This window comes from Halomonas sp. ATBC28, assembly GCF_005937175.1.
GTDB lineage: Bacteria > Pseudomonadota > Gammaproteobacteria > Pseudomonadales > Halomonadaceae > Vreelandella > Vreelandella titanicae.
This window is the reverse complement of sequence record NZ_VCQL01000039.1, coordinates 1-22,920: the sequence shown is the minus strand read 5'-3', so window position 1 is coordinate 22,920 and position 22,920 is coordinate 1. Positions and strand designations below refer to the sequence as shown.

Below are 22,920 nucleotides of genomic sequence, written 5' to 3'. Positions count from 1 at the left end.
CCTTTCCCGCTCAATGAGCGGGAAAGGAGCAAAAATACACAAAGAAAGGGAGAAGAGTGTCTGAATTTTCGATTTTTTGTCGGCTCAAGTAAGCGTTGATGAATATCGGCAGTTATTCAGACCTTCCCTAAGTCTTTTTTGTCATAACTTAACGAAATAACGGCGTTATTCCCACTATCAAGATGACTAGCCGAAAAAAAACGGGAAGCTGCGAACAGCTTCCCGTTTTCGACTGGCGTACAACAATAAACAATTACTGTTCGCGAAGAATCTTCAACATACGCTTCAGCGGCTCTGCGGCGCCCCACAGCAACTGGTCACCCACGCTAAATGCCGAGAGGTATTCACCGCCCATTTGCAGTTTACGCAGGCGCCCAACCGGCACTTGCAGCGTGCCAGTGGCAGCCGCAGGCGTTAGACCAGCAATGGTGGCGTCTTTGTCATTAGGAATCAGCTTGACCCACTCATTGTGCTTGGCGATGCGATCTTCGATCTCATCAAGCGGCACATCGTGCTTCAGCTTGATAGTGAACGCCTGGCTGTGCGAGCGCATCGCGCCGATACGCACACACAGGCCATCGATGGGGATCGGGTTGTTGTCGAGCCCGAGAATCTTATTGGTCTCAACGCTGCCCTTCCACTCTTCGCGGCTCTGGCCGTTGTCTAGCTTGGTATCGATCCATGGCAGCAAGCTACCTGCCAGCGGCGCGGCAAAGTTATCGGTCGGGAAGTCACCGCTGCGCATGGCAGCCGTTACTTTGCGGTCGATATCCAGAATCGCGCTTGACGGATCTTTTAGCTCTTCGCCGACGCTGTCGCGTAGTTGGCCCATTTGGTTGAGCAGCTCACGCATGTGCTTAGCGCCCGAACCAGAAGCCGCCTGGTAGGTCATGGAGGTCATCCACTCGACCATATCGGCTTCAAACAGACCGCCCAAGCCCATCAGCATTAGGCTCACGGTACAGTTGCCGCCCACAAAGGTTTTAGCGCCCTTGGCTAGCTGGTCGTCGATAACCTTGCGGTTGACTGGATCCAGCACGATCGTCGCTTCATCTTCCATGCGCAGGGTACTGGCGGCGTCAATCCAGTAGCCCTTCCAACCTGCGCTGCGAAGATCTTTATAAACTGGCTTGGTGTAGTCACCGCCCTGGCAGGTGACAACAACATCCAACGCTTTGAGCGCTTCAATATCAAAGGCATCTTTCAGCGGAGGTACGTCGACACCGATGTCGGGGCCGGGCTGGCCTACCTGGGAGGTGGTGAAGAACACCGGCTCGATGCCGTTGAAATCACCATCTTCCTGCATGCGCTGCATCAGCACTGAGCCCACCATGCCACGCCATCCCACGAAACCGACTTTCAACATATGAAGTCCTCCTGCAAAGAATGAGTACTCACATTATACACACTTCTTTACGGTGATTTTGAAACCAGGAGATAGGTTAAGGGCTACCCCTGCGACAGGCCTATGAGGGGGCGCTGTGAACCCATCCCTGGGCGCTACATTTGCCATCCATGGCAAATGACCCCCTCTACGGCCTGCCCCAGGCGCCCTTAACACAGACGCATTACCAATACTTTACTGCTTAGCAAACGCCGCCAATACCGCATCGCCCATAGCGTCGGTGCCAATGGTCTGCATACCTTCAGAGGCAATATCCGCAGTGCGCAGGCCGTCATCCAGCACGCTGCCGACGGCGGCTTCAATGCGCTCTGCCATGGCCTGCTCGTTTAATGAGTAGCGCAACATCATGGCCACCGAAAGCATCATGGCCAGCGGGTTAGCCACGTTCTGGCCGGCAATATCCGGCGCGCTACCGTGGCATGGCTCGTACATGCCCTGCCCGCTTTCGTTTAGCGAAGCAGAAGGCAGCATACCGATGGAGCCGGTCAGCATAGCGGCAGCGTCGGAAAGAATGTCGCCAAACATATTGCCAGTCACCACCACGTCAAACTGCTTGGGTGCGCGCACCAGCTGCATGGCGGCGTTATCGACGTACATATGGGAAAGCTCAACGTCCGGGTATTCCGGCGCTAAACGCTCCATCACTTCACGCCACAAGATGGTCACTTCCAACACGTTGGCTTTATCTACCGAGCAGAGCTTTTTGCCACGCTTCTGGGCCATTTCAAAGGCGACGCGGCCAATACGCTCAATTTCGCTTTCAGAATAGATATAGGTGTTAAAACCGACCCGCTCGCCGTTGCGTACTTCAATGCCACGAGGCTGGCCGAAGTAAATGCCGCCGGTGAGTTCGCGAACGATCATAATATCCAGCCCCGCCACCAGTTCCGGCTTCAGGCTGGAGGCGCTGGCCAACTGCGGGTATAGCATTGCCGGGCGCAGATTGCCGAACAATCCAAGGTTTTTACGCAGCCCCAACAGGCCTTTTTCAGGACGCTTGGAGAGATCTTCAATTTTGTCCCACTTGGGGCCACCTACTGCGCCCAACAAAATCGCACTGGCTGCTTTAGCTTTTTCCAGGGTTTCTGCGGGCAGAGGCTCGCCGTGGACATCATAGGCAGAGCCGCCCACCAAGCCCTCTTCTACTTCAATATCCAAGCCCGCTTCCTGGCATGCCTTCAACAAACGTGCCGCCTGGGCGGCAATCTCGGGGCCAATACCGTCACCCGGCAGCAATAATACCTTATGAGTCATGCTGATTCCTTAACATGTTATCGAGCGACTTTGGCCGCTTTGCGCGTTGCAATGGGGTTACAACGCGCTATCAAACTGACTGTGAAAACTGAAAAGCGTTTACGCAGACTGCCGGAACAACCAGGGGCGCGCGGCTTTATGTTTCTGCTCAAAGGCACGAATGGCGTCTTCGTCTTTTAACGTCAGGCCAATATCGTCCAGTCCTTCCAGCAGGCAGTGTTTGCGGAACTCATCCACTTCAAACTCTAAAATCTCACCGCTCGGGGTAATGACCCGCTGGTTCTCCAAGTCCACATCCAACTGGTAGCCTTCATTGGCATCCACCTCGGCAAACAGGCGATCTATTACATCTTCTGGGAAGGTAATCAGCAAAATGCCGTTCTTGAACGAGTTGTTGTAGAAGATATCGGCAAAGCTAGGCGCAATCACTACCTTGAAACCGAAATCTTCCAGCGCCCAAGGCGCGTGTTCACGAGAGCTGCCGCAGCCAAAATTGCGCCGAGCAAGTAGCACTTCCGCGCCTTTGAAACGCGGCTGGTTCAAGACGAAATCAGGGTTCAGCGGGCGCTGTGAGCAGTCCTGCCCCGGCTGGCCTTCATCCAAGTAACGCAGTTCGTCAAACAGGTTAACGCCAAAGCCGGTGCGCTTGATCGACTTCAAAAACTGCTTCGGGATAATCAAGTCGGTGTCGACGTTGGCGCGGTCAAGGGGTGCTACCACGCCTTCAAAACGTTCAAATTTTTTCATGACTTAGGCCTCCTGTGCGTGAGTGGCGTCGTTGGCGGGCAAGCTGCGAACATCAACAAAGTGACCGGCAATCGCCGCTGCCGCTGCCATGGCCGGGCTGACCAAGTGCGTACGGCCACCGTAGCCCTGACGCCCTTCAAAGTTGCGGTTAGAAGTAGAGGCGCAGTGTTCACCGGCACCCAGCTTATCCGCGTTCATGGCCAAACACATGGAGCAACCCGGCTCTCGCCACTCAAAACCTGCTTCAATAAATATCTTATCCAAACCTTCCGCCTCGGCTTGACGCTTCACCAAGCCAGAACCCGGCACCACCATGGCCAGCTTGATGGAATCAGCCACTTTCTTACCTTTGGCGACTTTGGCGGCTTCGCGTAAATCTTCAATGCGCGAGTTGGTGCAGGAGCCGATAAAGATTTTATCCAGCTTGATATCAGTGATTTTCTGATTGGCGTGAAGGCCCATGTACTCTAAGGCACGAGTGTGGCTGCGCTGAACGGTTTCATCCAGCGCAGCGCTGGGATCGGGCACTTGGCCGGAAATACCGGTGACCATTTCCGGGCTGGTACCCCAGCTCACCTGTGGCTCGATCTCTTCAGCCTGCAAAGTAACCACTTTATCGAACTGCGCATCATCATCAGAGACCAGATTGCGCCAGTCGGCTACTGCGGCTTCCCACTGTTCTGCGGTCGGCGCAAAGGGGCGCTTACCAAGATAATCGATGGTGGTGTCGTCTACGGCGATCAGACCGACCCGTGCGCCCGCTTCAATGGCCATGTTGCACACGGTCATGCGCCCTTCCATAGAGAGCGAAGCAATCGCGCTACCGGCAAATTCAATGGCATAGCCGGTGCCGCCAGCGGTGCCGATCTTGCCAATAATCGCCAGCACCACGTCTTTAGCAGTCACGCCCAGGCCCAGCTCACCTTCCACGCGCACCTGCATATTCTTCATTTTTTGCGCCAGCAAACACTGGGTCGCCATTACGTGCTCAACTTCCGAGGTACCGATACCGTGGGCCAAGGCGCCAAAGGCACCGTGGGTAGCGGTATGGGAGTCGCCGCATACCACGGTCATACCCGGCAGCGTTGCGCCCTGCTCTGGGCCGACCACGTGCACGATGCCCTGACGCGGATCGTTGATTTTGAACTCTTCGATGCCGTACTCAAGGCAGTTATCGTCCAGGGTTTGCACCTGAATCAGCGACACCGGGTCTTTAATACCGCTGTTGCCCTCGGCGCGCTCTTTAATGGTTGTCGGCACGTTATGGTCGGGCGTAGCCAAGTTGGCATCCAAACGCCACGGCTTACGATTAGCTAAACGCAGGCCTTCAAACGCTTGAGGCGAGGTCACTTCGTGAAGCAGCTGGCGGTCGATATAGATCAACGCGGTGCCGTCATCACGCTGTTTAACCAAGTGCTGATTCCAGAGTTTGTCGTAAAGGGTTTGACCTGACATGTGGCTCTCCTGGGCGGTGCCCTGCTAGTTCGGTAACGCAGCCTCTTCGTGCTGCTTATATGTCGATAGCACAAGTGTTACGCGACTCGCGCATAAAAGCAATTCATGTTATTCATAGATTAGATTCCAAACAGGAATGCTTAATCAAGGATTCGTAAGTGGATACCCAAAGCCTACAAGCCTTTCTGGCTGTCGCCGATACGCAAAGTTTCTCTCGCGCAGCGGAGCAGCTTTATCTTACCCAGCCCGCCGTTAGCAAACGCATCGCTACCTTGGAGTCTCAGGTAGGTGCACGGCTGTTTGACCGCATTGGTCGGCGTATTGCGCTAACCGAAGCCGGTAATGTCTTACTGCCCCAAGCGAGGCGCATCCTGTTTACCGTTGAGGACAGCCGCCGGGCACTAGCCAACCTGTCTGGCCAAGTGGGTGGCAAGCTTACCCTGGCCACCAGCCACCATATTGGCCTGCACCGCTTACCACCACTATTAAAGCGGTACACCCAGCGCCATCCGGAAGTCGAACTCGACCTGCACTTTCTGGATTCTGAGCAGGCTTACCTGGGGGTGCTGGATGGCACTCTGGAAATGGCGGTGGTGACTCTCGCCCCCCACCCTCATGAACAACTGCAGGTCGTAGAGCTCTGGCGTGATCGGCTCTGTTTTACCTGTGCGATTGACCACCCACTTGCCAACCAAGACCCGGCACCTCAAAGCCTCCGGTCATTGGCCGACCTGTGTGAATTCAACTGCGTAATGCCGGGGGCGAAGACCTTTACAGGGTCACTTATTGCGAAACGTTTTAACGAAGCTGGTCTTCAATTGCCTGTAAGCATGGCGACCAACTATTTAGAAACGCTAAAAATGATGTGCAGCGTAGGATTAGGCTGGAGCCTGCTGCCGGAAAAGATGATCGACAGCGAACTGGTAGAGCTAAAGGTAGACACCCCGCCTATTTACCGACCGCTGGGCTATTTGGTGCATACCAATCGAACGCTTTCTAATGCAGCGCGCCGAATGATTGAGGAGCTGGAGAATACGCGGCGTGATAGTGCTATAAAATAAGCTCAAGTGCACCCGCGGCAGCGCAGCGGTGCTAAAGCTGCCCCCTACTAAGCAGAAGCAGCAGCCTCCACTCAGCTCTCATGCATGCGTCAGCTAAACAATTGGCGCTACAGCTAGTCTACTGGATCAATGGTTAAGCGTTGAGCCAGAGCTTGGTGGAGGGTATGCCGGGCTGCTTCGTCGAACAGCACAAAGCGGATCAGGCGCACTTTATGCAAGCTGGGCAGTATGGCTTCGAGGGTAGCCGCACACACCTGAGCGGCTTCTTCCGCCGGGTAGCCGAAAGCACCGGTAGACAGTGCCGGGAAAGCAAGCCGTTCAATACCGTGCTCGTCGGCCAGTTTCAGCGCATTGCGGTAACAGTCCGCCAGCAGTTGATCCTCCGGCTTGTCGACGCCGTATACCGGGCCCAGGCAGTGAATCACCCAGCGGTTGGGCAGATTATGACCGCCGGTGAGTACCGCTTGGCCCGGGTTGATGGGCGCCATTGACTGCCCCTCTTCGGCCAGGCCGGACCCAGCAGCGCGATGAAGTGCCCCGGCAACGCCCCCACCGGTTCTCAATTGTGCATTGGCGGCATTAACCACGGCATCTACATCGGACTGTCGAGCGATATCGCCCACCACGCACTGCAAGCTGATTCTGCTCTTGTCGCTCATAAGCTCCCCCGTCGATTACCACACATTACGTAGCGCCCGCTGATGAAGGCTCTCTCCTTGCCAAGTCAAGTGATGCCGGTTATAACCCTCATTTTGGCAAACCCAAGCTCCGGTTCAAGCCAGCATTAGTAAGAGAGTGGAATTGGTGTACCATGAACTGAGCCTCTACTGCTCCCCAAATTGAGCAAACACTTCTTCCCCCGTCAGTTGCTTGGTTTTTTCTGCTAGTGAATAGTAAGGGGGCTTTTGGTCGATAAATATCTGTTCGGTTATTTTCCAATCATCCGCGCTATCAAGAAGGCCAACGGGAAGCGCGTAATGCCCACCCTGCTTTAAGCGATAGAAGAGGTGGGTGCCACACTGTTGGCAGAAACCACGCTCAGCCCACTCTGAGGAACTGAAGGTAGTTATATGCTCCGAGCCGTTAAAATCCACATCACCGGCAAACTCCACCGCAAACAGCGGCCCCCCACCCCACTTCCTGCACATCGAGCAGTGACAAACGCCGACATGGTTGCTTTTGGTGGTAACGGTGACGCTGACAATCCCGCAAAGACAAGCCCCATGAAGCTCTGTGTTGGTTACCATGTGTCTCTCCTTCAGTTCTGATCGTGTTTAACCGTCAAAAGCCAAAATAGCTACGAGGTTTCTTAGCAACACCCACCAAGATAGCTCAAAATTAGACTCTCCATTTAAGGCATGGGCGCACAGCTAGTTTGTTGGATCAATGGTTTAAACGTTGAGCCAGGGCTTGGTGGAGGGGGTATAGGCCCGCTGCGTCAAACGTTTGTCGAGAAAGTAACTCTCGGTCTTCTCAAGATCGTTAACCACCAGCACATGTTGGGTTGCTTTTACCTCAAACACTTACGGCTCCTTTTAGCCAGATGGATACTTATAATGCCAAGCACTAAGGCGCGAGTTTAGAAGCGCTCGGAGGCTGCAAGCCACGTGCTGTTTCGCTTTATTAAGATTTGTTAAGCCTCGTCAGGCCATACTTCAAACTTATTATCATTTACGATAATTGCTTGTGTATTACTAATTGGACAAAGGTCTATTTTCTCTTTATAACTGGAGATGATGCTCTCAACGGATTCTTTGAATGGAAAGTTGGCATGGTGTGGGACTGGATAAAAATCAACGAGACCTAGCGAGGAAAAAGAGCCTACGTTAGGTGCTGCCGTGAAATCATCCATGTCCTTCACATACTCAATATCGCGCGACACAACAATAGAACCGGCTGACTCACCTATATACATCTTCCCTGAATTTATTTGTTCTATTATGGCTTTATCTGCACCTGTTCTTTTTAGCTCTTGAAGTAAAAAGAAAGTGTTTCCACCAGTGATATAGATATAATCATTTTTTTGAAGCTTTCTCTCTATTTCATCTTTAGACGCCGTTGAAATTTCAAGTTCATCAACCATAACACCCAGCTTTTCGAGGGCTTCCTTGCCAGCGGACACATAAAACCTCACCTCTTCCACGAGGCTCGCCGTGGGAATGAAGGTAGCCGTTTTGCCAGCGCATTTCCCTCCGGTAAATTTTAAAAATAGATCCGCCACATCCGCAAACGATGAAGTTAGAAATATTTTCTTCATTAACGATCCTTATTACCTGAAAACTGTGACTCTAGAAACTTAATTTGAAGCAAAGCGATGCTCTGTAAAAGACCCACATTGGCTGCAAGCCGCGCACTGCTGCGCATTGTTATGATCAAAAGGTAGTATCCGCAACGGCATACATTTTCCATCCATCGGCCGTCTTGGTAAAAGCATAGAACCCATGAACACTCTCAATTTTTGAACCATCTTTTCTGCATCTGACAGCAGAGGCAACTGCATGAGCCTCACTATCATTGACAGCTGACACCTCAAACTTCCAGTCGACAGAATGATCCCAACTCTTTTCTTTTTTAAGGCTTTTGGGATCTATCGGATAGGAATCACACATTGTCACCGAGCCATTTTTAATATATGCGATTGGATATTTGACCATTTTATCGATCAGCGTTACGTCGTTGCTCTTAAATCCAGCAACATAGTATTCCATGTAAGTTTTATGCACTTCAGACCGTAACTCTTCGAACGACATACCACCTCCTCAACACGTGCCATAACACCTGAATAAACGGATCCAGTCATGCTTGTATGGCGTTTAAGCATGCATATAGCGACACTACAAAGCCTTAATCAACTAAGCCACGACGCTTTCCTCACTACGCACGGGGTCGGCTCAACAGATAGTCGAGATGCGCACGCACCTCTGACCATTCGCCCTTGTGCAGGCTATACATCACCGTATCGCGAATAGTACCGTCTCGGCGCAACACGTTGCCACGGATCACGCCGTCCTTTTTCGCGCCTAGTCGCTCAATTGCACGCTGACTGGCAAAATTGAAGTTGTCAGTACGCCAGCCGACTACATTACATCCCAGCGTCTCGAAAGCGTGTGTCAATAGCAGCAGCTTGCAAGTGGTGTTGACATGCGTGTGCTGCACTCGCTTGGCGTACCACGTGTAGCCAATTTCCACTCTTTTTACATCAGGCAAAATATCATGGTAACTCGTAGAGCCAAGCACCGTACCACTGGCCTCTTCAATGACGGTAAAGGCAAAGCGGTGGCCTTCCTCTCGGGCTTTCAAAGCAGTATCAATATAGCGGTGCGTCTCGTCAGGCGCTGGTACCGATGTAATGCGCAGGTTCCATAGCTCCCCGTCCGCTGCGGCAGCGCGCAGACCGGCTTCGTGGTTGAGTGTAAGCGGCACGATTTTTACGCCGCGCGCAGATAGGGTGACGGGTTCAATAAAGGCCATATGTGTACTCAAATATCTTCTGTAGGCGGTCAAGGGAGAAGCTAAACGATGAGCGTAAACAGCAGCCAGGTCGCATTGACGTTTTTATTAACCAAAGAGGCCAAACACTGGGATGAGCTGAACCAGAACACACCCTCTTTATTTAGCACGATTGTACGTTAAGCCTTACCGCTCAGTCAGAGCGAGCTGTAAGCCTAGTCCCGCGAACGCTGCTGAGAAGCTTCTGCGCAACCAACTCTGAATCTTCGGTGACTCAATAACGGCTGCTCTAAACGCATGGGCAAGCTGCCCGTAGATGACGAAGACAACAAATGTCATCGCCATGAAAATAGCGCTCAGCCCGAACAATTGTCCTAATGATGACTGGGCGTCAGTTGCAACGAACTGCGGCAAGAAGGCCAAGAAGAAAATGGTCAGCTTGGGGTTGAGGATATTCAGCAGGAACGCTTTGCTCATAAGCGAAACGGCATCCCCCTTTCGCTTCACCTCATGAACAGAGAAAGCGCTTCGATCACGCCAAGTAACAACGGCAAGGTAAAGAAGATACGCGACACCCGCATACTTGAGCAGCTGAAATGCTATCGCGCTCGTATGCATGATGGCCGCAAGGCCCAGAACAGTAGCCAGTAGGTGCGGCACAATACCAAGTGTACAACCGAGAGAAGCATAGAGGCTTGCCAGACGCCCATACATTAAGCCAATGGAAACGGTAAAGATAACACCTGTGCCTGGAATAAGTACGACAACCAACGAGGTAAGCAAGAATTCAGCAGAGAACATGAATGACGACTCCTCTATCAGGTACGCCGCTGCCCAATGCAAAGCAGCGCAGTAGGATCCAAGTCCGCAGGCAATCTCAATACTTCCTTCACCCTTGGATCGTCGAAACCTGCCACTAGAACACAACCAACTCCGAGAGCAGTACTCTGAAGATGGACATTTTGTGCTAGAGCACCAGTTTCCATATATACATAGCGAGCGCCGCGCTCTCCCTGGGGTGGCTGAGCTTCAAAGTGCCGAACGGCCTCTCCAAGTTTCGCGGTAACTCCGATGATGAGAGCCGCTTCTTCCAACCATGGCTGATCGCCAATCCCTAGCACTTGCACTGCCCCTTCCGGAACACGGTTCCCAATTAACTTTAACGAATGGTTATCAGCCTGATACTCATAGATACCGGGCTCAAGTTCCGATACCCGCTGCACCAAAATTTTTAGGTGCAGCGGGTATAATCCACCTGCCGATGGCGTTGCTCTTTTTGTATCCGGCCCTGTTACGCCCTGGGCCGACCAAAGCAATTGAGACAAAACACCGATAGGGAGCAGTGCATTCGTGTACTCCCTCACGCTGCGCCGAGCCGCAATACTGCCAACCAATGACTTGGAGTCTTGCTGCTCTGGTGCAGGTAAGTCGAAGACCATACGTTTACTCCCTATCCATAACACATAACACATAACACATAACAGTGATTATGCGATGCTAATCGACGACGAACAACTTAGCTCCCTGCTCCGTCGAAGAACGATGAAGTTCAGCATTGTCGGCAACTTGATAGCTCGAACCAGGTGTGAGAAAAAAACAACGACCATCATCTAGCTCAGTATGAAGCTCACCTTCGAGGCAGAGCAATATGTGCCCTTTAGCACACCAATGATCCGCCAGATAGCCAGGACTGTACTCAACCATACGAACCCGGATATCCCCGAAATTTCGAGTCTTCCAATAAGCAACACCGTATTCTCCGGAGTACTCAGTCCTCTCAATTTCAGACCAATCCGTGACCCCGAAAGGTAAATCTGTAATGTTCAAATTACTTCTCCATAAGCACATGACGGAGCTTGAGCAGCGTAGAAGCGCGCAGTAATCAGTTCGAAGCGCTGGTTAGATTGCACTTTGTTTCACTTTTGGCATCAGGTGAAGCATATAATCTTTTTTACCAATAGGCACTCCGACACTGCGCAATATCGAGTAAGTCGTGACCAGGTGAAAGTAGAAGTTGGGCAGCAAGAAATCCGCGACATACTCCTCGCCTGTTAGGTCTGCGTATATTCCGCCGCCCAATTCCAGGTGCTTGTGCTCATGGGTGATTGAAGTGCAGCGTGAATTGCTCCGCTGCAGCCGATTGATGTGTGCTGAACCACATTCTTCAATACTGCATTTATCCTTGTTTTTGCGCATACTCCTGGAGTAATTCTGGGAATTTCTCCTGTGGTGGAAACTTAACGAAACTATGCTCTGCACCAGTAATCGCCCACTCCAGCTTTTCATCCGTGTAAGTTTCAATGAATGGCTTATAGGTTCGAGAATTCTCTAGCAACGTTGGGCGCACATTAACAAAGTCATCCATGCCTTCAGGACGCGTGAATAGCCAGCTCATGCAATGCCCACAGAAAAAGTGGCGTGTATTACCGTGAAGCCCTCCGATAACAGGCTCTCCAGATGTGATCGAAAAGGCAGCGCTAGAAAATAGCGAGCTAAGGCTAAACGCGCTTGAGGTCATTTGCTGGCAGCCTGTGCAGTGACAAGCCATTGTGATCATGGGCTTTGCGCTAACCTCAAACTCAACCTGCCCACAACGACATCGACCTTTAATGTTATCAGGCGCACTGTTCACTATGTTTTATCTCCAAGTTCAATATTTTAGAGCCTTATCCATTCCTAGCCTGGGACTTAGCCGCAAACCACTGCAGGACATGTGACAAGGCTCTAGCGAATTTCGATCTATCTCATATTCCCTACTTTTTTAATTTACTTTCCGGACAGTCTGCCGCGGGCAATTCATTAGAATCAACCACTTCGCACATCGAAATCAACATGCACCCAAAAGCCATCAGTTTGTCCGACAACATCAGTTCGAAAACTGGGGCCGCAGGTACTGAGATTTGTCAGATGCGCATCGACATAACCAAGCGAGATAGACAGACCTTCACCGGCCGCAGCCTCAACTTTGTCCGCTGAATCGGGTTGTTGTGGTCGAGTGCCATGCTGTCTACATACGGCAGGCTGAGATCATCAGCAGGAGTGACAACTCACGTTTGCCGGGCTCGCGTCATACTCATCGTGGCGCCGAACCCAATCCATGATTTCCTTCTCGTTGCGACCCTTCGGCGTGATGTCGAGATAAACGAAAGCGCCAATAACCTCCTCATTGCCACGGGCGTAGCTGGAGTAAGTGTGGAATACTGCCCCGCTCTCGTCCCTGTAGAAAACGCTAAGGCCGGGCAGTTCTTCGCTGAAGTATTTCGGATCCTCGATAGCTTGATAATTATAGTAGAGCCGACCAGCCTCAAGCGCCTCTAGAGCGAAAGAGACCTGAAAATCAAAATTGAAATCGCTGCCCAGGGAGGACACCCACTGGGCTGTCCAGTCCATGCGCCTGCGGTAGGCTTCCAGCTTTTCCAGCGGGGCGCGGGATACACGAACGTAACTGACATCATGATTGGCGAGGTGGACGATGGCGCCCTCGGCATGATCCGCTTCCAGCGAGCAGCTCGGGCAGCCCGCGTTCCAATCAGGGCCGAACATGAAATGGTGAATAATCAGTTGACTGTTTGTGCCAAATAGCTCGGCAAGCGTCTTCTCACCTTCCAGCGTGTCGAAGACGTATTCCTTCTCCATTTTGACCCATGGCAACTCACGCCGCTCACGGGCGACCAGGTCGCGCATACGGGTGAGCGCTTTCTCGTTCTTTAGGTGGGCTTTGCGTGCCTGAAGCCACTCTTCTTTGGAGACAACTCTCGGTGATTCAAACTGGCTCATGACGAACATCCTCGCGTAGATTCAGCGCTGCTCCGGCTTGCAGCACCGGAATAATGCGTTTGCAAAGAGTAGTCGTTCGCCACTGATCAAAATCGACAACACCGACGCATTTAATGACGATGCGCTTGGTGAAGTATTGATGCATCGGGGCCTTAGTTCGACAGGTTGAGCTGCCAAGAAACGCCGTACCTATCCTTTAACCACCCAAACTGCTTACTGAAACCGTAGTTATCCAAAGGCATTAGCCTGGCGCCACCTTCAGCTAAGGCATGAAAAACCTTTTCAATTTCGCTTGTAGATTCACACTCCACATATAATGACATCGATGGCGTGAAAGTGAATTGGTGATCAAGATGGCTATCTAGCGCCAGAAAATCAGTATCATTTATTGTAAAGCGAGCCAACTTGATGGAACCCTCTGGTTCATTCTCACCCGCTTGGTAGCGCTGAATATCGATGATCGCTGAACCAGGGAATAGTGAGGTATAGAACTTGATGGCCTCTTCGGCCTTCCCGACTTGCTCTCCGACAAACATTAGCGAGGTCGTAATGGACTTCATGTATGCCTCCGATCCAATTGATACACTTAACGCTGAGTTTAGCGCCCTTGCAATTTAGGCGAAGCCACCATAAAAAAGAGCGTCTGGTAGCTACCGTCAGCGTACTATAGTGCCTTGCTAATATTAGTTTTGGGCAACGCTGTAACGCAGACTGACAACCCGCCAAGCAGTGCCATCCCATTCCCAGGTTTCTGCAAATGCCATCACCGGCCCTTGGGATGATTCGGTAATGGTATATCCCTGCCCAGCGATTACGGTATTCCCGTTAGCATCCTGAATCGATAGCTCAGGATCGTTTTTTTGCCCGCCTTGGGTAACCCAACTTCCGTTCCGCTTGGCTGAAGAGATTGCGTCGAGCTGGGATTGCTTGGGTTGGACACGGTGTTCGGAAGTAATTGTGAAATTATCTGCCTGCACTTGGTCAAGGTACTCAACATCACCATTGAGGTTATAATCCCGGACTAACCCAAACCCACTCTACTATTGAACGCCCAGCCTCAGGCCAACTACTGTGAACACCCTCCATCGAAGTGAAAATAGCCGAGCCAAGCCTGTTCGCAAAGGCCTGCACCCGAAGAATCTACACAACCAAGGCTATGACTTCCCTGCTCTCGTAAAAAGCCACCCAGCACTAGCCCCCCATGTGAAACCGAACGCTCATGGCGAACTATCCATCGATTTTGCAGACCCACTGGCAGTAAAAACGCTCAACGCCGCGTTATTAAACCGCTACTACAACATCGTCGATTGGGATATTCCAGAGGGCTCACTTTGCCCTCCCATCCCAAGCAGAGCCGACTATATTCATTACATGGCGGATTTATTGGAGTGTGGGCTTGGTCATGAACGGCCCAGCATCAAGCTGCTCGATATAGGGACGGGAGCCAATGGCATCTACCCGCTACTGGCCTGCCAAATTTACGGCTGGCAGTGTGTTGGTAGTGACATTAACCCTCAATCGCTTGAGAACGTCGCCACAATTATTACTAACAACCCCAAGCTCAAAGATCGCTTCACGCTGCGCACGCAGCACGATAAAAACCATATTTTTGAAGGGATCATTCAAGATGAGGAGTTTTTTGACGTCAGCGTATGCAACCCCCCCTTCCACGCCTCGCTCGATGAAGCACTTAAAGGTAGCCAGCGTAAACTCAATAACCTTGCTCGTAGTCGCGGTGAACAAAAAGCAAAAACCAACACTCCCGTTCTGAATTTTGGTGGGCTGGAGGCAGAGCTTTGGTGTAAGGGAGGCGAACAGCTGTTTCTTAAAAAGCTAATAAGAGAAAGCCAAGTGTATTCAACTCAATGCCGCTGGTTTAGCAGCCTGGTTTCGAAAGCCGACAATGTTAAGCCTGCAAAGAAGTTGATTCGTAAGCTCGGTGCCGTTGATATTCGGGAAATAGAGATGAAGCAGGGAAAGAAGGTTACGAGGGTATTGGCCTGGACATTTATCTGAACCGTACCCGAGGTGGCGCTCTATTATGCGAAGCCTGCCGTGACATTACTCTGCTATAAGCACATTGCTCGGAATGGAAAACGGCAAACCTAGCTTGTGCTCGATTAAATAATACGCTGAATGTTCAAAGGATCGGGGTGGAGCTGATCTTGGTAGTTGATCACCACCATGGTGTTTTTATCGTGGTTCACGAGCTTGAAGCACGGCATGCTGACCACTTCTTGTCCTGCCATACTTTTAGCCGTCAGTGGGGGGACAGCCTTAACGCCCGGCTCACCGAGCAAATTTTTGATGACTGTCTTTGTGCGGCCCTATGCACCAAAGGTGACAACGGAAATGTATCCGGTGCGGCTGATTGTTAGGTAGCTAATGTGGCTATTGACCAGGCTCTTCGCTGGGATCGATTTCAACGCCAAGCTGCGTTTCAAGGTTGTATATGGAGAGCACGCTTGCGAAGGGAACTTGGACATTTCTAGCTTTCCCGCCGAATGCGGCACTAAATTTTAGTCCATCCGAGACCCATTGAAACTTGGCTATTGCCCTCGGCGAGATATCCAGAACTATTTTTCCATCCTGAACGTATGGCTCAGGAACCTCAACTCCATTTCTAGTAGCATCCACACGGATGTGCAACGTATTCCCCAACTCATATATGTCTTTATAAAGTTTTTGAAACGCAGCCATATCTTCTGATTGTGGTTCGACTTCAACGATTTTATTATATTTTCTTCGTTCGAACCAAGAAAGTCCCAGCTTGATTCTTGATATAAGATTGAGCTTTGGTCTCTCATACGGATTATTCGTTTGTTCAGTCACTGTTAGTTATTCCACTTTTCACATAACAAGGCTGTAGAAAAACCCAATTTCGAGCTACCACTACCGCCTGCTGCTTTAATATATTTTTCGACCATAACGTTGGCCGATTTTCTTAATACACTTACTTCGACATTGGTTCGCCGTGCCGCCGCTGATGACTAACTGTTGGCCACATTGGATTGGCAAAGCCGATATCTGCAGTGACGATGGTGCCTTTCTGGTAGATGCTTTCCGCCATACCTAGCTTCTTAAAACGGGATTCGACCGTTCTCATTACGAGCTGCAAAGTTTGGTGTTCCTGCCCTTCATCAAAGGCCTGAGCGTCAATGATGATCTGATGTTTCTTATCCACCGTAGCCAAACCGTTATAACCTTGAATCGTGCCTTTACTGGTGGTCATCTTGGCTCGGCGAATGCCCCGGTCCAGATCAGCTTCCGTTTCGGCTTCGTCACGCGCGTAGTATTCCATTAGGTGATACCGAATCAAGCCTCTCAATTTCTCCCGCTTCTCGCCCAATTCTTTGAACGTACCCGACCATTCCTTAGAGGCATCGGAGGACATCTTGCAGCCGTCAATGGCAAAGAGTTCGTTACCCAGCAAGCCCTGTTCATGGCACACCAGCAGCACTTGTTCGAACAGCGCTTCAATCTCATCGGCATGGCGACTGACAAAGCTGGCCAGTGTGGTGAAGTGGGGCACGGTATCGCAGGTAAGAGCTTTGAAAATAATAGTAGTCTCGCAGCACCACTGCATCTCGCGGCTGGAGGTGATGCCTTTGGAGTAGGCAAACAGGATGATCTTCAGCAGAATGGCCGGATCATAGGCCAGCCGACCGGTCGCATCGTTGCGGTACTTGGGATGGAAAACGGATAAGTCGAGCTTGTGCTCGATCAGGTAGTGCACCGCGTGTTCAAAGGTGCCTGGCTGGAGCTGATCCTGGTAGTTGCATGGCGTTCTGATCGTAGTTATAAGCCTTGAAGCGCGGCATGCTGACCACTCCTCGTCTGTTTTCTCGATCCTACCAAAACTTAGCCGTCAGCGGGGTTTTTCTACAGACTCAACGCTCGCCATAATTTGCCGTTTGGAGCGCAGTGTAAAGCGGTCAAATCGATGGCTTTGTTATGCTTTTGATTTTTAGTAGCCAATATATTGGATTCCAGCAAGGTACTGCCGTGCAGTTCTTGGCATATCAGCATGAGCAGCTGTATCGAGCCTGTTAAACCGTGTTTCAAACATGACAACTGCCTTTTGAAATTTACTATTTATTAGCCTTAAAATACTTAACCCCAATTGAGCCTATTCTTCAGTTAAACCTCTTTCGTCAATGAGTTTGTCGAAATGACGGCATGCAGCAAAAAAAGCATTGAGTCGCTGCTTAACAGAAAGAAAACCTATACCCGGCATTGCTGCACTTACAGATAGAGCGGCTTCATTTTCTGCTCTCCAATTAAACTCGATCCCTTCCAGGTCTTTGTCATGAAGGGTTCCATTCCTGTTAAGAATCGCAACAAATTGATCTTTGTCCATTCGTTACCTCCATGAAGCATAACGCCCGCATTTGCGGCTGGTTTGGAGCACAGCGGAAAACCAGTCCGGCAACATGCGTTTGTTAGGGCCTTATTTACAAGCCTAGCTGACCTTTTATAGCTGCTGCTACTAGAGAAACACCTACTTTTTCGGCTTTATCAGCCAACCAGCTACCAGCCTCTTTAAGTTTTGGTATAAATTCACTTTTTGAATCAGCCAATTGAATTGCTTCTGTTAGTGCCTCCACTTCATTTTTTCTTGACTCAGGGTACCCTTCCTTATCAAGTAGGGTTTGAAGATGCTTCATTTCCTTGATGACGTGATCAGAGGGAATGCCTTGCTGCTGTTGATTCAAATTATTATTAGTCGTTATTTGACCCGATGCGGATACTGCGCCCGCTTGTTGTATATTAAAAATATTGGTTGTTTTTGAATCATCTTCTGGCATTTTAATTTCTCCTAATTCTCCTTGAAGCTTTAATGTTATTTCGCTGTCAAAATTCACTCCCTTATTTAAAGGAAGATCCAGATTAGTTATTGATTCCGCCGCAAGATTACTTTTTATAAGTGGCCTAAATGCTTCAGTAGCGTTAGCTGAAACACAGACTTTTATTTTTTTAAAATCTTCGCGACGAAGGGAGTTACTAACAAACGTTACTATTGCGTTCTGAAATTGTTGTTTGTCAAGAAAATAAGCGGGAGGAATTGTGTAACAAATTTCATGAGGAAGGGTATACGATTTAATCCCTTTCATCTCTTCAAGAAGATTATTTTTAAAAATAATATCTCCATCTCTTTTTTGTTTATAGTTGACCGAAAATTTTAATAACACATTTTCAACCCTTGCAGGTAAACCTCCACCCAATCCGAAATGTGATTCATTTGCTAAGATTACTAGCTGATGAAGATATATACGATATTGATCAAGATCCAAACCTTCTGAATTAGCAAAACTAATAACATTATCCTTAATGATAGAGAAATCTTCAGGATGAAGAAAATTAGAGACCTTCACTTCAAACCCAAAGTATTTTTTTATGTTTTGCATCTCAATCTTCCTTTAACATCCTTTGGCTGACGCAAAGCCAGTTTAGCCCTAACGCCGGAATTAAGCCGCGCCGCGAAGCGGCGTCGGCTTGAATGCATTGATACTCATTGAGCCTTCTCCCCCAGCTCAGCCCGTTTGGCTAAGCTGAAAAGGCGACCAAACCTAACAGGAGAAGACTCAATGAATTTTTACAATAGCACTCATCGTCACTACTGTGAAATTGATCTGCATGCCCGTAGCCTGTATGTCTGCATACTGGATCAGCAGGGCGAAACCCTTCTGCATATCCAGCCAAACCAGAACCTCTGCTCCATCTGATCGAACCTTACGGACGGTCTGGTCATCGGCGCCGAATGCATGCACTGCTGGTACTGGATCGCTGATTTCTGTGAAGACCAGGGCATTGCTTTCATTCTCGGTCATGCCCTTTATATGAAGGCCATCCATGGCGGTAAAACCAAGAATGACCGCGTGGATTCTTACAAAATCGCGGCGCTTATTCGAGGCGGTAATTTTCCCCTCGCTTATGTCTACCCACGCAGCATGCGAGCTACCCGTGACCTGCTTCGCCGGCGAACTGGGCTCGTTCGCCACGGCGCTGATCTCAAAGCTCATGTTGTCAACACAACGAGTCAGTACAACCTGCCACCCAACAAGGTCAATTTAAAAAATGTCAGTGCCAGAGAACAATTGGGCAGAACCTTTGATGACCCGCTCGTTCAGCGCAATATCGATCTAGATATGGCCGTTTTAGAGTGCTAACACCGGGAACTAAGCCAGGTGGAATGGCTATTGGAAAAGCAGGCCAAAAAGCATCAGCCGACCTACTACCACTTCTTAACCACCATTCCCGGCGTTGGCCGTATTCTGGCCCTCACCATTCTGTATGAAGTGGGTGATATTCGACGTTTTGAATCTGTCCAGAAGTTTGTCTCCTATTCCCGACTGATCAAGTGCAAAGCCGAATCGGCCGGTAAGACCTATGGCACCCAGGGCAACAAGATTGGTAATGCCCATCTAAAGTGGGCTTTTTCTGGGGCTGCGGTGCTTTATCTGCGCGGTAATCCAGGTGCACAAAAGCTGTTGCAACGCTTCCAGAAACGCATGGGGAAAGCCAAAGCCTTATCGGCTCTGGCCCACAAGCTGGGGCGTGCGGTCTATTTCATGTTAAAGAACGAAAAGGTATTTGATGAACAACGCTTTTTAACGAGTTAGTCACGCAGCAGGATGATGATCAACGTCTAACTGGATCATCATGGAGTGTGCTGAAACAGGGTGTCTGCTGACTGATTTTGAGATCTGAACCCCGACTTCTACACCCAACTCGAAGCCCGTCGCTTTGATTATCCATCCTGCTGGCGTGCATCAACACCCTGAGCGAGTGGGCTTACACCGGCGCTGAACCTGAAACTAACTGGGACTGTAGAGTAACCCGCTTTTTGAATAGGACAGATGCTGGTTAACCGATGAATGTCTAGTGCCCCAGACCCACCTGCAAGGAGCAACCCGGTTTGGCAGTGGTAACCACCACGTTAGAGAGCCTCAATAGGTGTTTGCTGTAAGCCACCAACCGCCAACGATGACAGATGAAGTAGGATCACTGGCTCAGGGACTTGATATTGACCGCTTACACGGCCAATAAAAAATACTGCGGCTTATTGACAGGCAGAAGGCTCATAGGTGTTATGCCTTTCTCGCCATCAGTAAACGGACTGTTTCCATTGGGTGCAATGATATAGCCATTGTCGCGCCTGACGGGACTTTGAGGTTCGGCGCAGACTCTTGGCTTGCACTTGTTACAGCCCTTTGAGAAATAACACCTATGGCCTCACCGCTTTCATTTACGACAGGCCCTCCACTGGCGCCGCTATTAACACCGCTGTCCAAGTAAAAAAGGTCTGCCTCGACATTGATATGCTCAACGCTATTGCTCGCGTGGATCCGTCTATGGTTACCGACTAGAGCATGCTTTATTAGCGGTCCCATCATGTCGGCCATATAGCCATTTCTCATTGCTGCGAAAAATCCTTCCATCCCCGGGTACGACCTGTCAGCGATTCTGTCCAGATTGAAGGGAAGAACCAGGTCGTCAGAAAAACCTGCAAGGAATACTCGCTGCCCCAAATGGGGCGGCGTAAGACTTGCTGGCAGATACGGAAACTGTGTTTCTTGTCTCTGCTTTGGTGCGAGGGCCGCAATGTCTAGCTGGATATCTTCAGTAAATGCCTCACTCCGGATGCCCAAGCTGCAGAATGAAACTCGATATTCCAATACTGGTCGCCCCGAAAACTTGACGAATATCTTTGCGTTTGGATCCGAGTAATCCTCATGGCGTATCGGCACCCTGCCGGTCACAACATGAGCAGCTGTGATAACTTCGCCCTCAGGAGTGAACGTGAAGCACGTGCCTTCGCTTATGACTTCGTCATCAAGAAATACAGTCACGTATCCACAACATTTCTGTATTTTTTCGTATAAGTCTTTGTACATTATTGAATCTTCTTCAGCGCATAACGCTGCCAACACGCGCAGCTTTGTAGTGGAGGCGAAGCCGCAACGAAAAAGCTGTCGCCGTGATTGGCCTAGTTATGGGTTGATCTGCTCATTGCACTAAAGTCCCAACGATTCCTTTACTCCCATTATCAACTTGGCAATGGCTGTATCATGGCCCCGTGCCTCTGAAAGCCCCATGCTTTCCGTGGTAACCAAGGTCAGATACTCCGCAATTTGCGCTGTCGATTGGGACTCCATGGCCATGCTGAACACTTTGGGAAGGTACGACTGATACTCATCCCTCGCCCAATTGGTATCAGAAATTCCTATTGGGTCCCACTTATAAAATAGGATTTCATCAATCCTTTCATATAGCTTTAGTTGGTCCGGTGGCAGCTTCTTTCCCATGGCTCTCAAGACCCATAACGATATAGCTCAGCCGCGCGCTTTAGCGCGTCGGCTGGAGCGGCTTGTTGGGGTACAGCCGCAGTTCATAACATGGATACCGCTGTATGAACGGATCGTAAGACAGGAGCAAGAACGCCCTGGTTATGAGCTGAGTCGCGTCGAATGTATGCTGCGCGATGCTGTGCTCAAGGCAATCTCGCTCAAGCCAAGGCTCGTCGGAGAAGATCACCAGAATGTATTGCGAGTACGGCCCACCCTTGATGGATCGAGACTTATCCTTGCGACGGACCAGCTTTTCTAGGGCTGGGAGCAGCGCCCCCTTCCAGTCCTTCCAATCATAAGGCTGGCCGAGGCGCGCAGCCTCGATGGATGGACCATCAACTAGCTCCGTTATCTCAATTTCGATACGCGTTCCATCTCCAGCATGGGCGTCACAATCTGGCGGATCTTCGCCTTCGCCGCGATGGCGTGCCCCATAAAAGAACAGAGTTCCCTGATTCGCCAGCGCGTTCGCAAACTCATCAAGAACGCCAAACTCGGCCATCGCGCGATCCGACTCCCACGAGAAATAACCCGCGTGTGGCCGATGGTTCTTTTTGATTTCTTCGGCCAGTGCTGCCCAGTCAACTTCGTGCATGCGGATCTCGCTCAAACGGCTCAACAATGAAGCTCACCAGCTCGATACAGGAGCATTGCCCAACGGACGTCAACTGTTAGGCTCTCGTCGCCACCATAATTCATCTACCTGACAGGTACCAATATCAGTGTGCCGGTACCCGAATCTCTCTCACGCACCTCGCCAGGGCCATACTCAACAACCCTTCCGTTTTCAAGAATTACGGTGTAGTCCGTACGATCCCACGACCATCCGCTAATAAGCCGGTTTGTATACTGCAAGGCCTCGTAGTCTCCATTACGTCTGTAACCATCCGGCTCTCCCAGCTGGGATACGACTTCCTCCTTGGACATGCCTTCGCTGACGGTTTGCATTCTCTCCCCCGTAGCACAGCCGTGGAGGAAAAAAGCAACCGCAAGCAAGGAAAGAATCATTTTCATTTATTCACCTCATGTCTCATTAGCCCAACAGGCATTTATTCGCCGTGCGGAGCATGGCGGATAAATGCCTGTTGGACTAAGGCGCGTCCATCAGGCAGCTACTTAATAGGGGATTGTACTGACTGACAGGTAGCCTGAGGTACCAGGCCGTGCATTGGCATGTCTGGGGTAACGCGCTCTGATCGTGAGTTTCGCCATCATTTCAGCACTTCCAAATCTAATTTAACCCAATGTAGCGCGCCTGATGGCTAAAATCCATCATCGGGACGAGCTTATCCATGACCCGCTAGCGAGCCGGTTAGCCAAGTCGGTTGTCGTCGTAGGGCGTTACATCATGCTCGATAGTGTTGATCCTTATGATTAGACGGTTGATCGTAGGTGTGGCGCTGGGGTGTGAGCGTCCCGA

At 50.4% G+C, this 22,920-nt stretch carries 28 protein-coding genes and 1 pseudogene; 3 read left to right on the top strand and 26 right to left on the bottom strand.

What is annotated here, in order from left to right; all coding sequences use genetic code 11:
* Positions 1-253: 253 nt before the first annotated feature.
* The 4 genes from asd to leuC all read right to left on the bottom strand — a co-directional run bounded on the left by asd (position 254) and on the right by leuC (position 4,861).
* Positions 254-1,366: an aspartate-semialdehyde dehydrogenase gene (asd, locus tag E0L35_RS24600; RefSeq protein ID WP_022523215.1), complete on the bottom strand. Its 1,113-nt coding sequence runs from the start codon at positions 1,364-1,366 to the stop codon at positions 254-256.
* A 213-nt stretch (positions 1,367-1,579) separates the two neighbouring features.
* Positions 1,580-2,659, bottom strand: coding sequence for a 3-isopropylmalate dehydrogenase (gene leuB, locus E0L35_RS24595; protein ID WP_138801672.1), 1,080 nt, complete (start codon positions 2,657-2,659; stop codon positions 1,580-1,582).
* A gap of 99 nt (positions 2,660-2,758) precedes the next feature.
* Entirely contained in the window at positions 2,759-3,406 is a 648-nt protein-coding gene (gene leuD, locus E0L35_RS24590; RefSeq protein ID WP_009286958.1) for a 3-isopropylmalate dehydratase small subunit, read from the bottom strand.
* A gap of 3 nt (positions 3,407-3,409) precedes the next feature.
* Positions 3,410-4,861, bottom strand: a complete 1,452-nt coding sequence (gene leuC / locus E0L35_RS24585) for a 3-isopropylmalate dehydratase large subunit (RefSeq protein ID WP_138801671.1) — start codon at positions 4,859-4,861, stop codon at positions 3,410-3,412.
* Positions 4,862-5,019: 158 nt separating this feature from the next.
* Here leuC and E0L35_RS24580 point away from each other — a divergent pair, with 158 nt between their 5' ends.
* Positions 5,020-5,922, top strand: coding sequence for a LysR family transcriptional regulator (locus tag E0L35_RS24580; RefSeq protein WP_022523212.1), 903 nt, complete (start codon positions 5,020-5,022; stop codon positions 5,920-5,922).
* Between the two features lie 113 nt (positions 5,923-6,035).
* Here E0L35_RS24580 and E0L35_RS24575 read toward each other — a convergent pair whose 3' ends face one another.
* The 14 genes from E0L35_RS24575 to E0L35_RS24510 all read right to left on the bottom strand — a co-directional run bounded on the left by E0L35_RS24575 (position 6,036) and on the right by E0L35_RS24510 (position 14,126).
* Positions 6,036-6,581 (bottom strand): macro domain-containing protein, encoded by a 546-nt coding sequence (locus E0L35_RS24575; protein ID WP_022523211.1) that lies wholly within the window; start codon positions 6,579-6,581, stop codon positions 6,036-6,038.
* Between the two features lie 165 nt (positions 6,582-6,746).
* A complete protein-coding gene (locus E0L35_RS24570; protein ID WP_022523210.1) occupies positions 6,747-7,169 on the bottom strand; it encodes a GFA family protein in 423 nt (140 codons plus the stop codon).
* A gap of 144 nt (positions 7,170-7,313) precedes the next feature.
* Complete coding sequence (locus E0L35_RS26920) at positions 7,314-7,445, bottom strand: hypothetical protein (RefSeq protein ID WP_258955965.1); 132 nt, start codon at positions 7,443-7,445, stop codon at positions 7,314-7,316.
* Between the two features lie 110 nt (positions 7,446-7,555).
* A complete protein-coding gene (locus E0L35_RS24560) occupies positions 7,556-8,179 on the bottom strand; it encodes a Type 1 glutamine amidotransferase-like domain-containing protein (RefSeq protein WP_138801670.1) in 624 nt (207 codons plus the stop codon).
* 115 nt (positions 8,180-8,294) lie between these two features.
* Entirely contained in the window at positions 8,295-8,672 is a 378-nt protein-coding gene (locus E0L35_RS24555) for a hypothetical protein (protein WP_022523208.1), read from the bottom strand.
* 124 nt (positions 8,673-8,796) lie between these two features.
* Entirely contained in the window at positions 8,797-9,393 is a 597-nt protein-coding gene (locus E0L35_RS24550; RefSeq protein ID WP_022523207.1) for a GNAT family protein, read from the bottom strand.
* Positions 9,394-9,558: 165 nt separating this feature from the next.
* Positions 9,559-10,173, bottom strand: a complete 615-nt coding sequence (locus E0L35_RS24545) for a LysE family translocator (protein WP_053857046.1) — start codon at positions 10,171-10,173, stop codon at positions 9,559-9,561.
* Positions 10,174-10,190: 17 nt separating this feature from the next.
* The gene (locus E0L35_RS24540; protein ID WP_022523205.1) at positions 10,191-10,811 is read right to left on the bottom strand and encodes a SagB/ThcOx family dehydrogenase; all 621 of its coding nucleotides are present in this window, start codon (positions 10,809-10,811) and stop codon (positions 10,191-10,193) included.
* Between the two features lie 58 nt (positions 10,812-10,869).
* Positions 10,870-11,199, bottom strand: coding sequence for a DHCW motif cupin fold protein (locus E0L35_RS24535; protein ID WP_022523204.1), 330 nt, complete (start codon positions 11,197-11,199; stop codon positions 10,870-10,872).
* A 72-nt stretch (positions 11,200-11,271) separates the two neighbouring features.
* On the bottom strand, positions 11,272-11,568 hold the full coding sequence (locus E0L35_RS24530) for a DUF1993 family protein (protein WP_199105099.1): 297 nt from the start codon (positions 11,566-11,568) through the stop codon (positions 11,272-11,274).
* Entirely contained in the window at positions 11,549-11,920 is a 372-nt protein-coding gene (locus E0L35_RS24525) for a GFA family protein (RefSeq protein WP_258955967.1), read from the bottom strand. Before E0L35_RS24525 ends, E0L35_RS24530 begins: the two co-directional genes overlap by 20 nt.
* Before the next feature lie 482 nt (positions 11,921-12,402).
* Positions 12,403-13,149, bottom strand: a complete 747-nt coding sequence (locus E0L35_RS24520) for a thioredoxin family protein (protein WP_022523202.1) — start codon at positions 13,147-13,149, stop codon at positions 12,403-12,405.
* A gap of 152 nt (positions 13,150-13,301) precedes the next feature.
* Positions 13,302-13,709, bottom strand: a complete 408-nt coding sequence (locus E0L35_RS24515; protein WP_022523201.1) for a VOC family protein — start codon at positions 13,707-13,709, stop codon at positions 13,302-13,304.
* Positions 13,710-13,832: 123 nt separating this feature from the next.
* Positions 13,833-14,126: a hypothetical protein gene (locus E0L35_RS24510; RefSeq protein WP_022523200.1), complete on the bottom strand. Its 294-nt coding sequence runs from the start codon at positions 14,124-14,126 to the stop codon at positions 13,833-13,835.
* A gap of 94 nt (positions 14,127-14,220) precedes the next feature.
* Between E0L35_RS24510 and rlmF the strand changes: the two genes are divergently transcribed.
* Positions 14,221-15,165 (top strand): 23S rRNA (adenine(1618)-N(6))-methyltransferase RlmF, encoded by a 945-nt coding sequence (rlmF, locus tag E0L35_RS24505; RefSeq protein WP_138801669.1) that lies wholly within the window; start codon positions 14,221-14,223, stop codon positions 15,163-15,165.
* 104 nt (positions 15,166-15,269) lie between these two features.
* Here rlmF and E0L35_RS26915 read toward each other — a convergent pair whose 3' ends face one another.
* The 5 genes from E0L35_RS26915 to E0L35_RS24485 form a co-directional block, all read right to left on the bottom strand.
* Positions 15,270-15,398 (bottom strand): hypothetical protein, encoded by a 129-nt coding sequence (locus E0L35_RS26915; RefSeq protein WP_258955966.1) that lies wholly within the window; start codon positions 15,396-15,398, stop codon positions 15,270-15,272.
* A 142-nt stretch (positions 15,399-15,540) separates the two neighbouring features.
* A complete protein-coding gene (locus E0L35_RS24500; protein ID WP_022523197.1) occupies positions 15,541-15,981 on the bottom strand; it encodes a ClpXP protease specificity-enhancing factor SspB in 441 nt (146 codons plus the stop codon).
* A gap of 121 nt (positions 15,982-16,102) precedes the next feature.
* Complete coding sequence (locus E0L35_RS24495) at positions 16,103-16,885, bottom strand: transposase (RefSeq protein ID WP_022523196.1); 783 nt, start codon at positions 16,883-16,885, stop codon at positions 16,103-16,105.
* Between the two features lie 393 nt (positions 16,886-17,278).
* Entirely contained in the window at positions 17,279-17,509 is a 231-nt protein-coding gene (locus E0L35_RS24490; RefSeq protein WP_022523195.1) for a hypothetical protein, read from the bottom strand.
* 94 nt (positions 17,510-17,603) lie between these two features.
* Positions 17,604-18,557: a hypothetical protein gene (locus E0L35_RS24485; protein ID WP_138801668.1), complete on the bottom strand. Its 954-nt coding sequence runs from the start codon at positions 18,555-18,557 to the stop codon at positions 17,604-17,606.
* A gap of 180 nt (positions 18,558-18,737) precedes the next feature.
* On the opposite strand from E0L35_RS24485, the pseudogene E0L35_RS24480 reads away from it, so the two are divergent.
* Positions 18,738-19,772 (top strand): annotated as a pseudogene (locus E0L35_RS24480) (IS110 family transposase).
* A 468-nt stretch (positions 19,773-20,240) separates the two neighbouring features.
* On the opposite strand, the gene E0L35_RS24475 reads toward E0L35_RS24480, so the two are convergent.
* The 3 genes from E0L35_RS24475 to E0L35_RS24455 all read right to left on the bottom strand — a co-directional run bounded on the left by E0L35_RS24475 (position 20,241) and on the right by E0L35_RS24455 (position 22,514).
* Positions 20,241-21,047 (bottom strand): serine protease, encoded by an 807-nt coding sequence (locus tag E0L35_RS24475; RefSeq protein WP_053857044.1) that lies wholly within the window; start codon positions 21,045-21,047, stop codon positions 20,241-20,243.
* A gap of 451 nt (positions 21,048-21,498) precedes the next feature.
* Positions 21,499-22,095, bottom strand: coding sequence for a hypothetical protein (locus tag E0L35_RS24460; protein WP_022523187.1), 597 nt, complete (start codon positions 22,093-22,095; stop codon positions 21,499-21,501).
* Positions 22,096-22,199: 104 nt separating this feature from the next.
* Positions 22,200-22,514, bottom strand: coding sequence for a hypothetical protein (locus E0L35_RS24455; RefSeq protein WP_022523186.1), 315 nt, complete (start codon positions 22,512-22,514; stop codon positions 22,200-22,202).
* Positions 22,515-22,920 lie beyond the last annotated feature (406 nt).

What these genes read in the sequence shown, in the direction of transcription:
- E0L35_RS24490 (WP_022523195.1), bottom strand. Translation starts at nt 17,509, where the DNA reads ATGGACAAAGATCAATTTGTTGCGATTCTTAACAGGAATGGAACCCTT.
- E0L35_RS24555 (WP_022523208.1), bottom strand. Translation starts at nt 8,672, where the DNA reads ATGTCGTTCGAAGAGTTACGGTCTGAAGTGCATAAAACTTACATGGAA.
- E0L35_RS24540 (WP_022523205.1), bottom strand. Translation starts at nt 10,811, where the DNA reads ATGGTCTTCGACTTACCTGCACCAGAGCAGCAAGACTCCAAGTCATTG.
- E0L35_RS24485 (WP_138801668.1), bottom strand. Translation starts at nt 18,557, where the DNA reads ATGCAAAACATAAAAAAATACTTTGGGTTTGAAGTGAAGGTCTCTAAT.
- E0L35_RS24525 (WP_258955967.1), bottom strand. Translation starts at nt 11,920, where the DNA reads ATGGCTTGTCACTGCACAGGCTGCCAGCAAATGACCTCAAGCGCGTTT.
- leuD (WP_009286958.1), bottom strand. Translation starts at nt 3,406, where the DNA reads ATGAAAAAATTTGAACGTTTTGAAGGCGTGGTAGCACCCCTTGACCGC.
- asd (WP_022523215.1), bottom strand. Translation starts at nt 1,366, where the DNA reads ATGTTGAAAGTCGGTTTCGTGGGATGGCGTGGCATGGTGGGCTCAGTG.
- leuB (WP_138801672.1), bottom strand. Translation starts at nt 2,659, where the DNA reads ATGACTCATAAGGTATTATTGCTGCCGGGTGACGGTATTGGCCCCGAG.
- E0L35_RS24460 (WP_022523187.1), bottom strand. Translation starts at nt 22,095, where the DNA reads ATGCACGAAGTTGACTGGGCAGCACTGGCCGAAGAAATCAAAAAGAAC.
- E0L35_RS26915 (WP_258955966.1), bottom strand. Translation starts at nt 15,398, where the DNA reads ATGGCAGGACAAGAAGTGGTCAGCATGCCGTGCTTCAAGCTCGTGAAC.
- E0L35_RS24545 (WP_053857046.1), bottom strand. Translation starts at nt 10,173, where the DNA reads ATGTTCTCTGCTGAATTCTTGCTTACCTCGTTGGTTGTCGTACTTATT.
- leuC (WP_138801671.1), bottom strand. Translation starts at nt 4,861, where the DNA reads ATGTCAGGTCAAACCCTTTACGACAAACTCTGGAATCAGCACTTGGTT.
- E0L35_RS24560 (WP_138801670.1), bottom strand. Translation starts at nt 8,179, where the DNA reads ATGAAGAAAATATTTCTAACTTCATCGTTTGCGGATGTGGCGGATCTA.
- E0L35_RS24550 (WP_022523207.1), bottom strand. Translation starts at nt 9,393, where the DNA reads ATGGCCTTTATTGAACCCGTCACCCTATCTGCGCGCGGCGTAAAAATC.
- E0L35_RS24575 (WP_022523211.1), bottom strand. Translation starts at nt 6,581, where the DNA reads ATGAGCGACAAGAGCAGAATCAGCTTGCAGTGCGTGGTGGGCGATATC.
- E0L35_RS24520 (WP_022523202.1), bottom strand. Translation starts at nt 13,149, where the DNA reads ATGAGCCAGTTTGAATCACCGAGAGTTGTCTCCAAAGAAGAGTGGCTT.
- E0L35_RS24530 (WP_199105099.1), bottom strand. Translation starts at nt 11,568, where the DNA reads ATGCGCAAAAACAAGGATAAATGCAGTATTGAAGAATGTGGTTCAGCA.
- E0L35_RS24570 (WP_022523210.1), bottom strand. Translation starts at nt 7,169, where the DNA reads ATGGTAACCAACACAGAGCTTCATGGGGCTTGTCTTTGCGGGATTGTC.
- E0L35_RS24475 (WP_053857044.1), bottom strand. Translation starts at nt 21,047, where the DNA reads ATGTACAAAGACTTATACGAAAAAATACAGAAATGTTGTGGATACGTG.
- E0L35_RS24455 (WP_022523186.1), bottom strand. Translation starts at nt 22,514, where the DNA reads ATGAAAATGATTCTTTCCTTGCTTGCGGTTGCTTTTTTCCTCCACGGC.
- E0L35_RS24515 (WP_022523201.1), bottom strand. Translation starts at nt 13,709, where the DNA reads ATGAAGTCCATTACGACCTCGCTAATGTTTGTCGGAGAGCAAGTCGGG.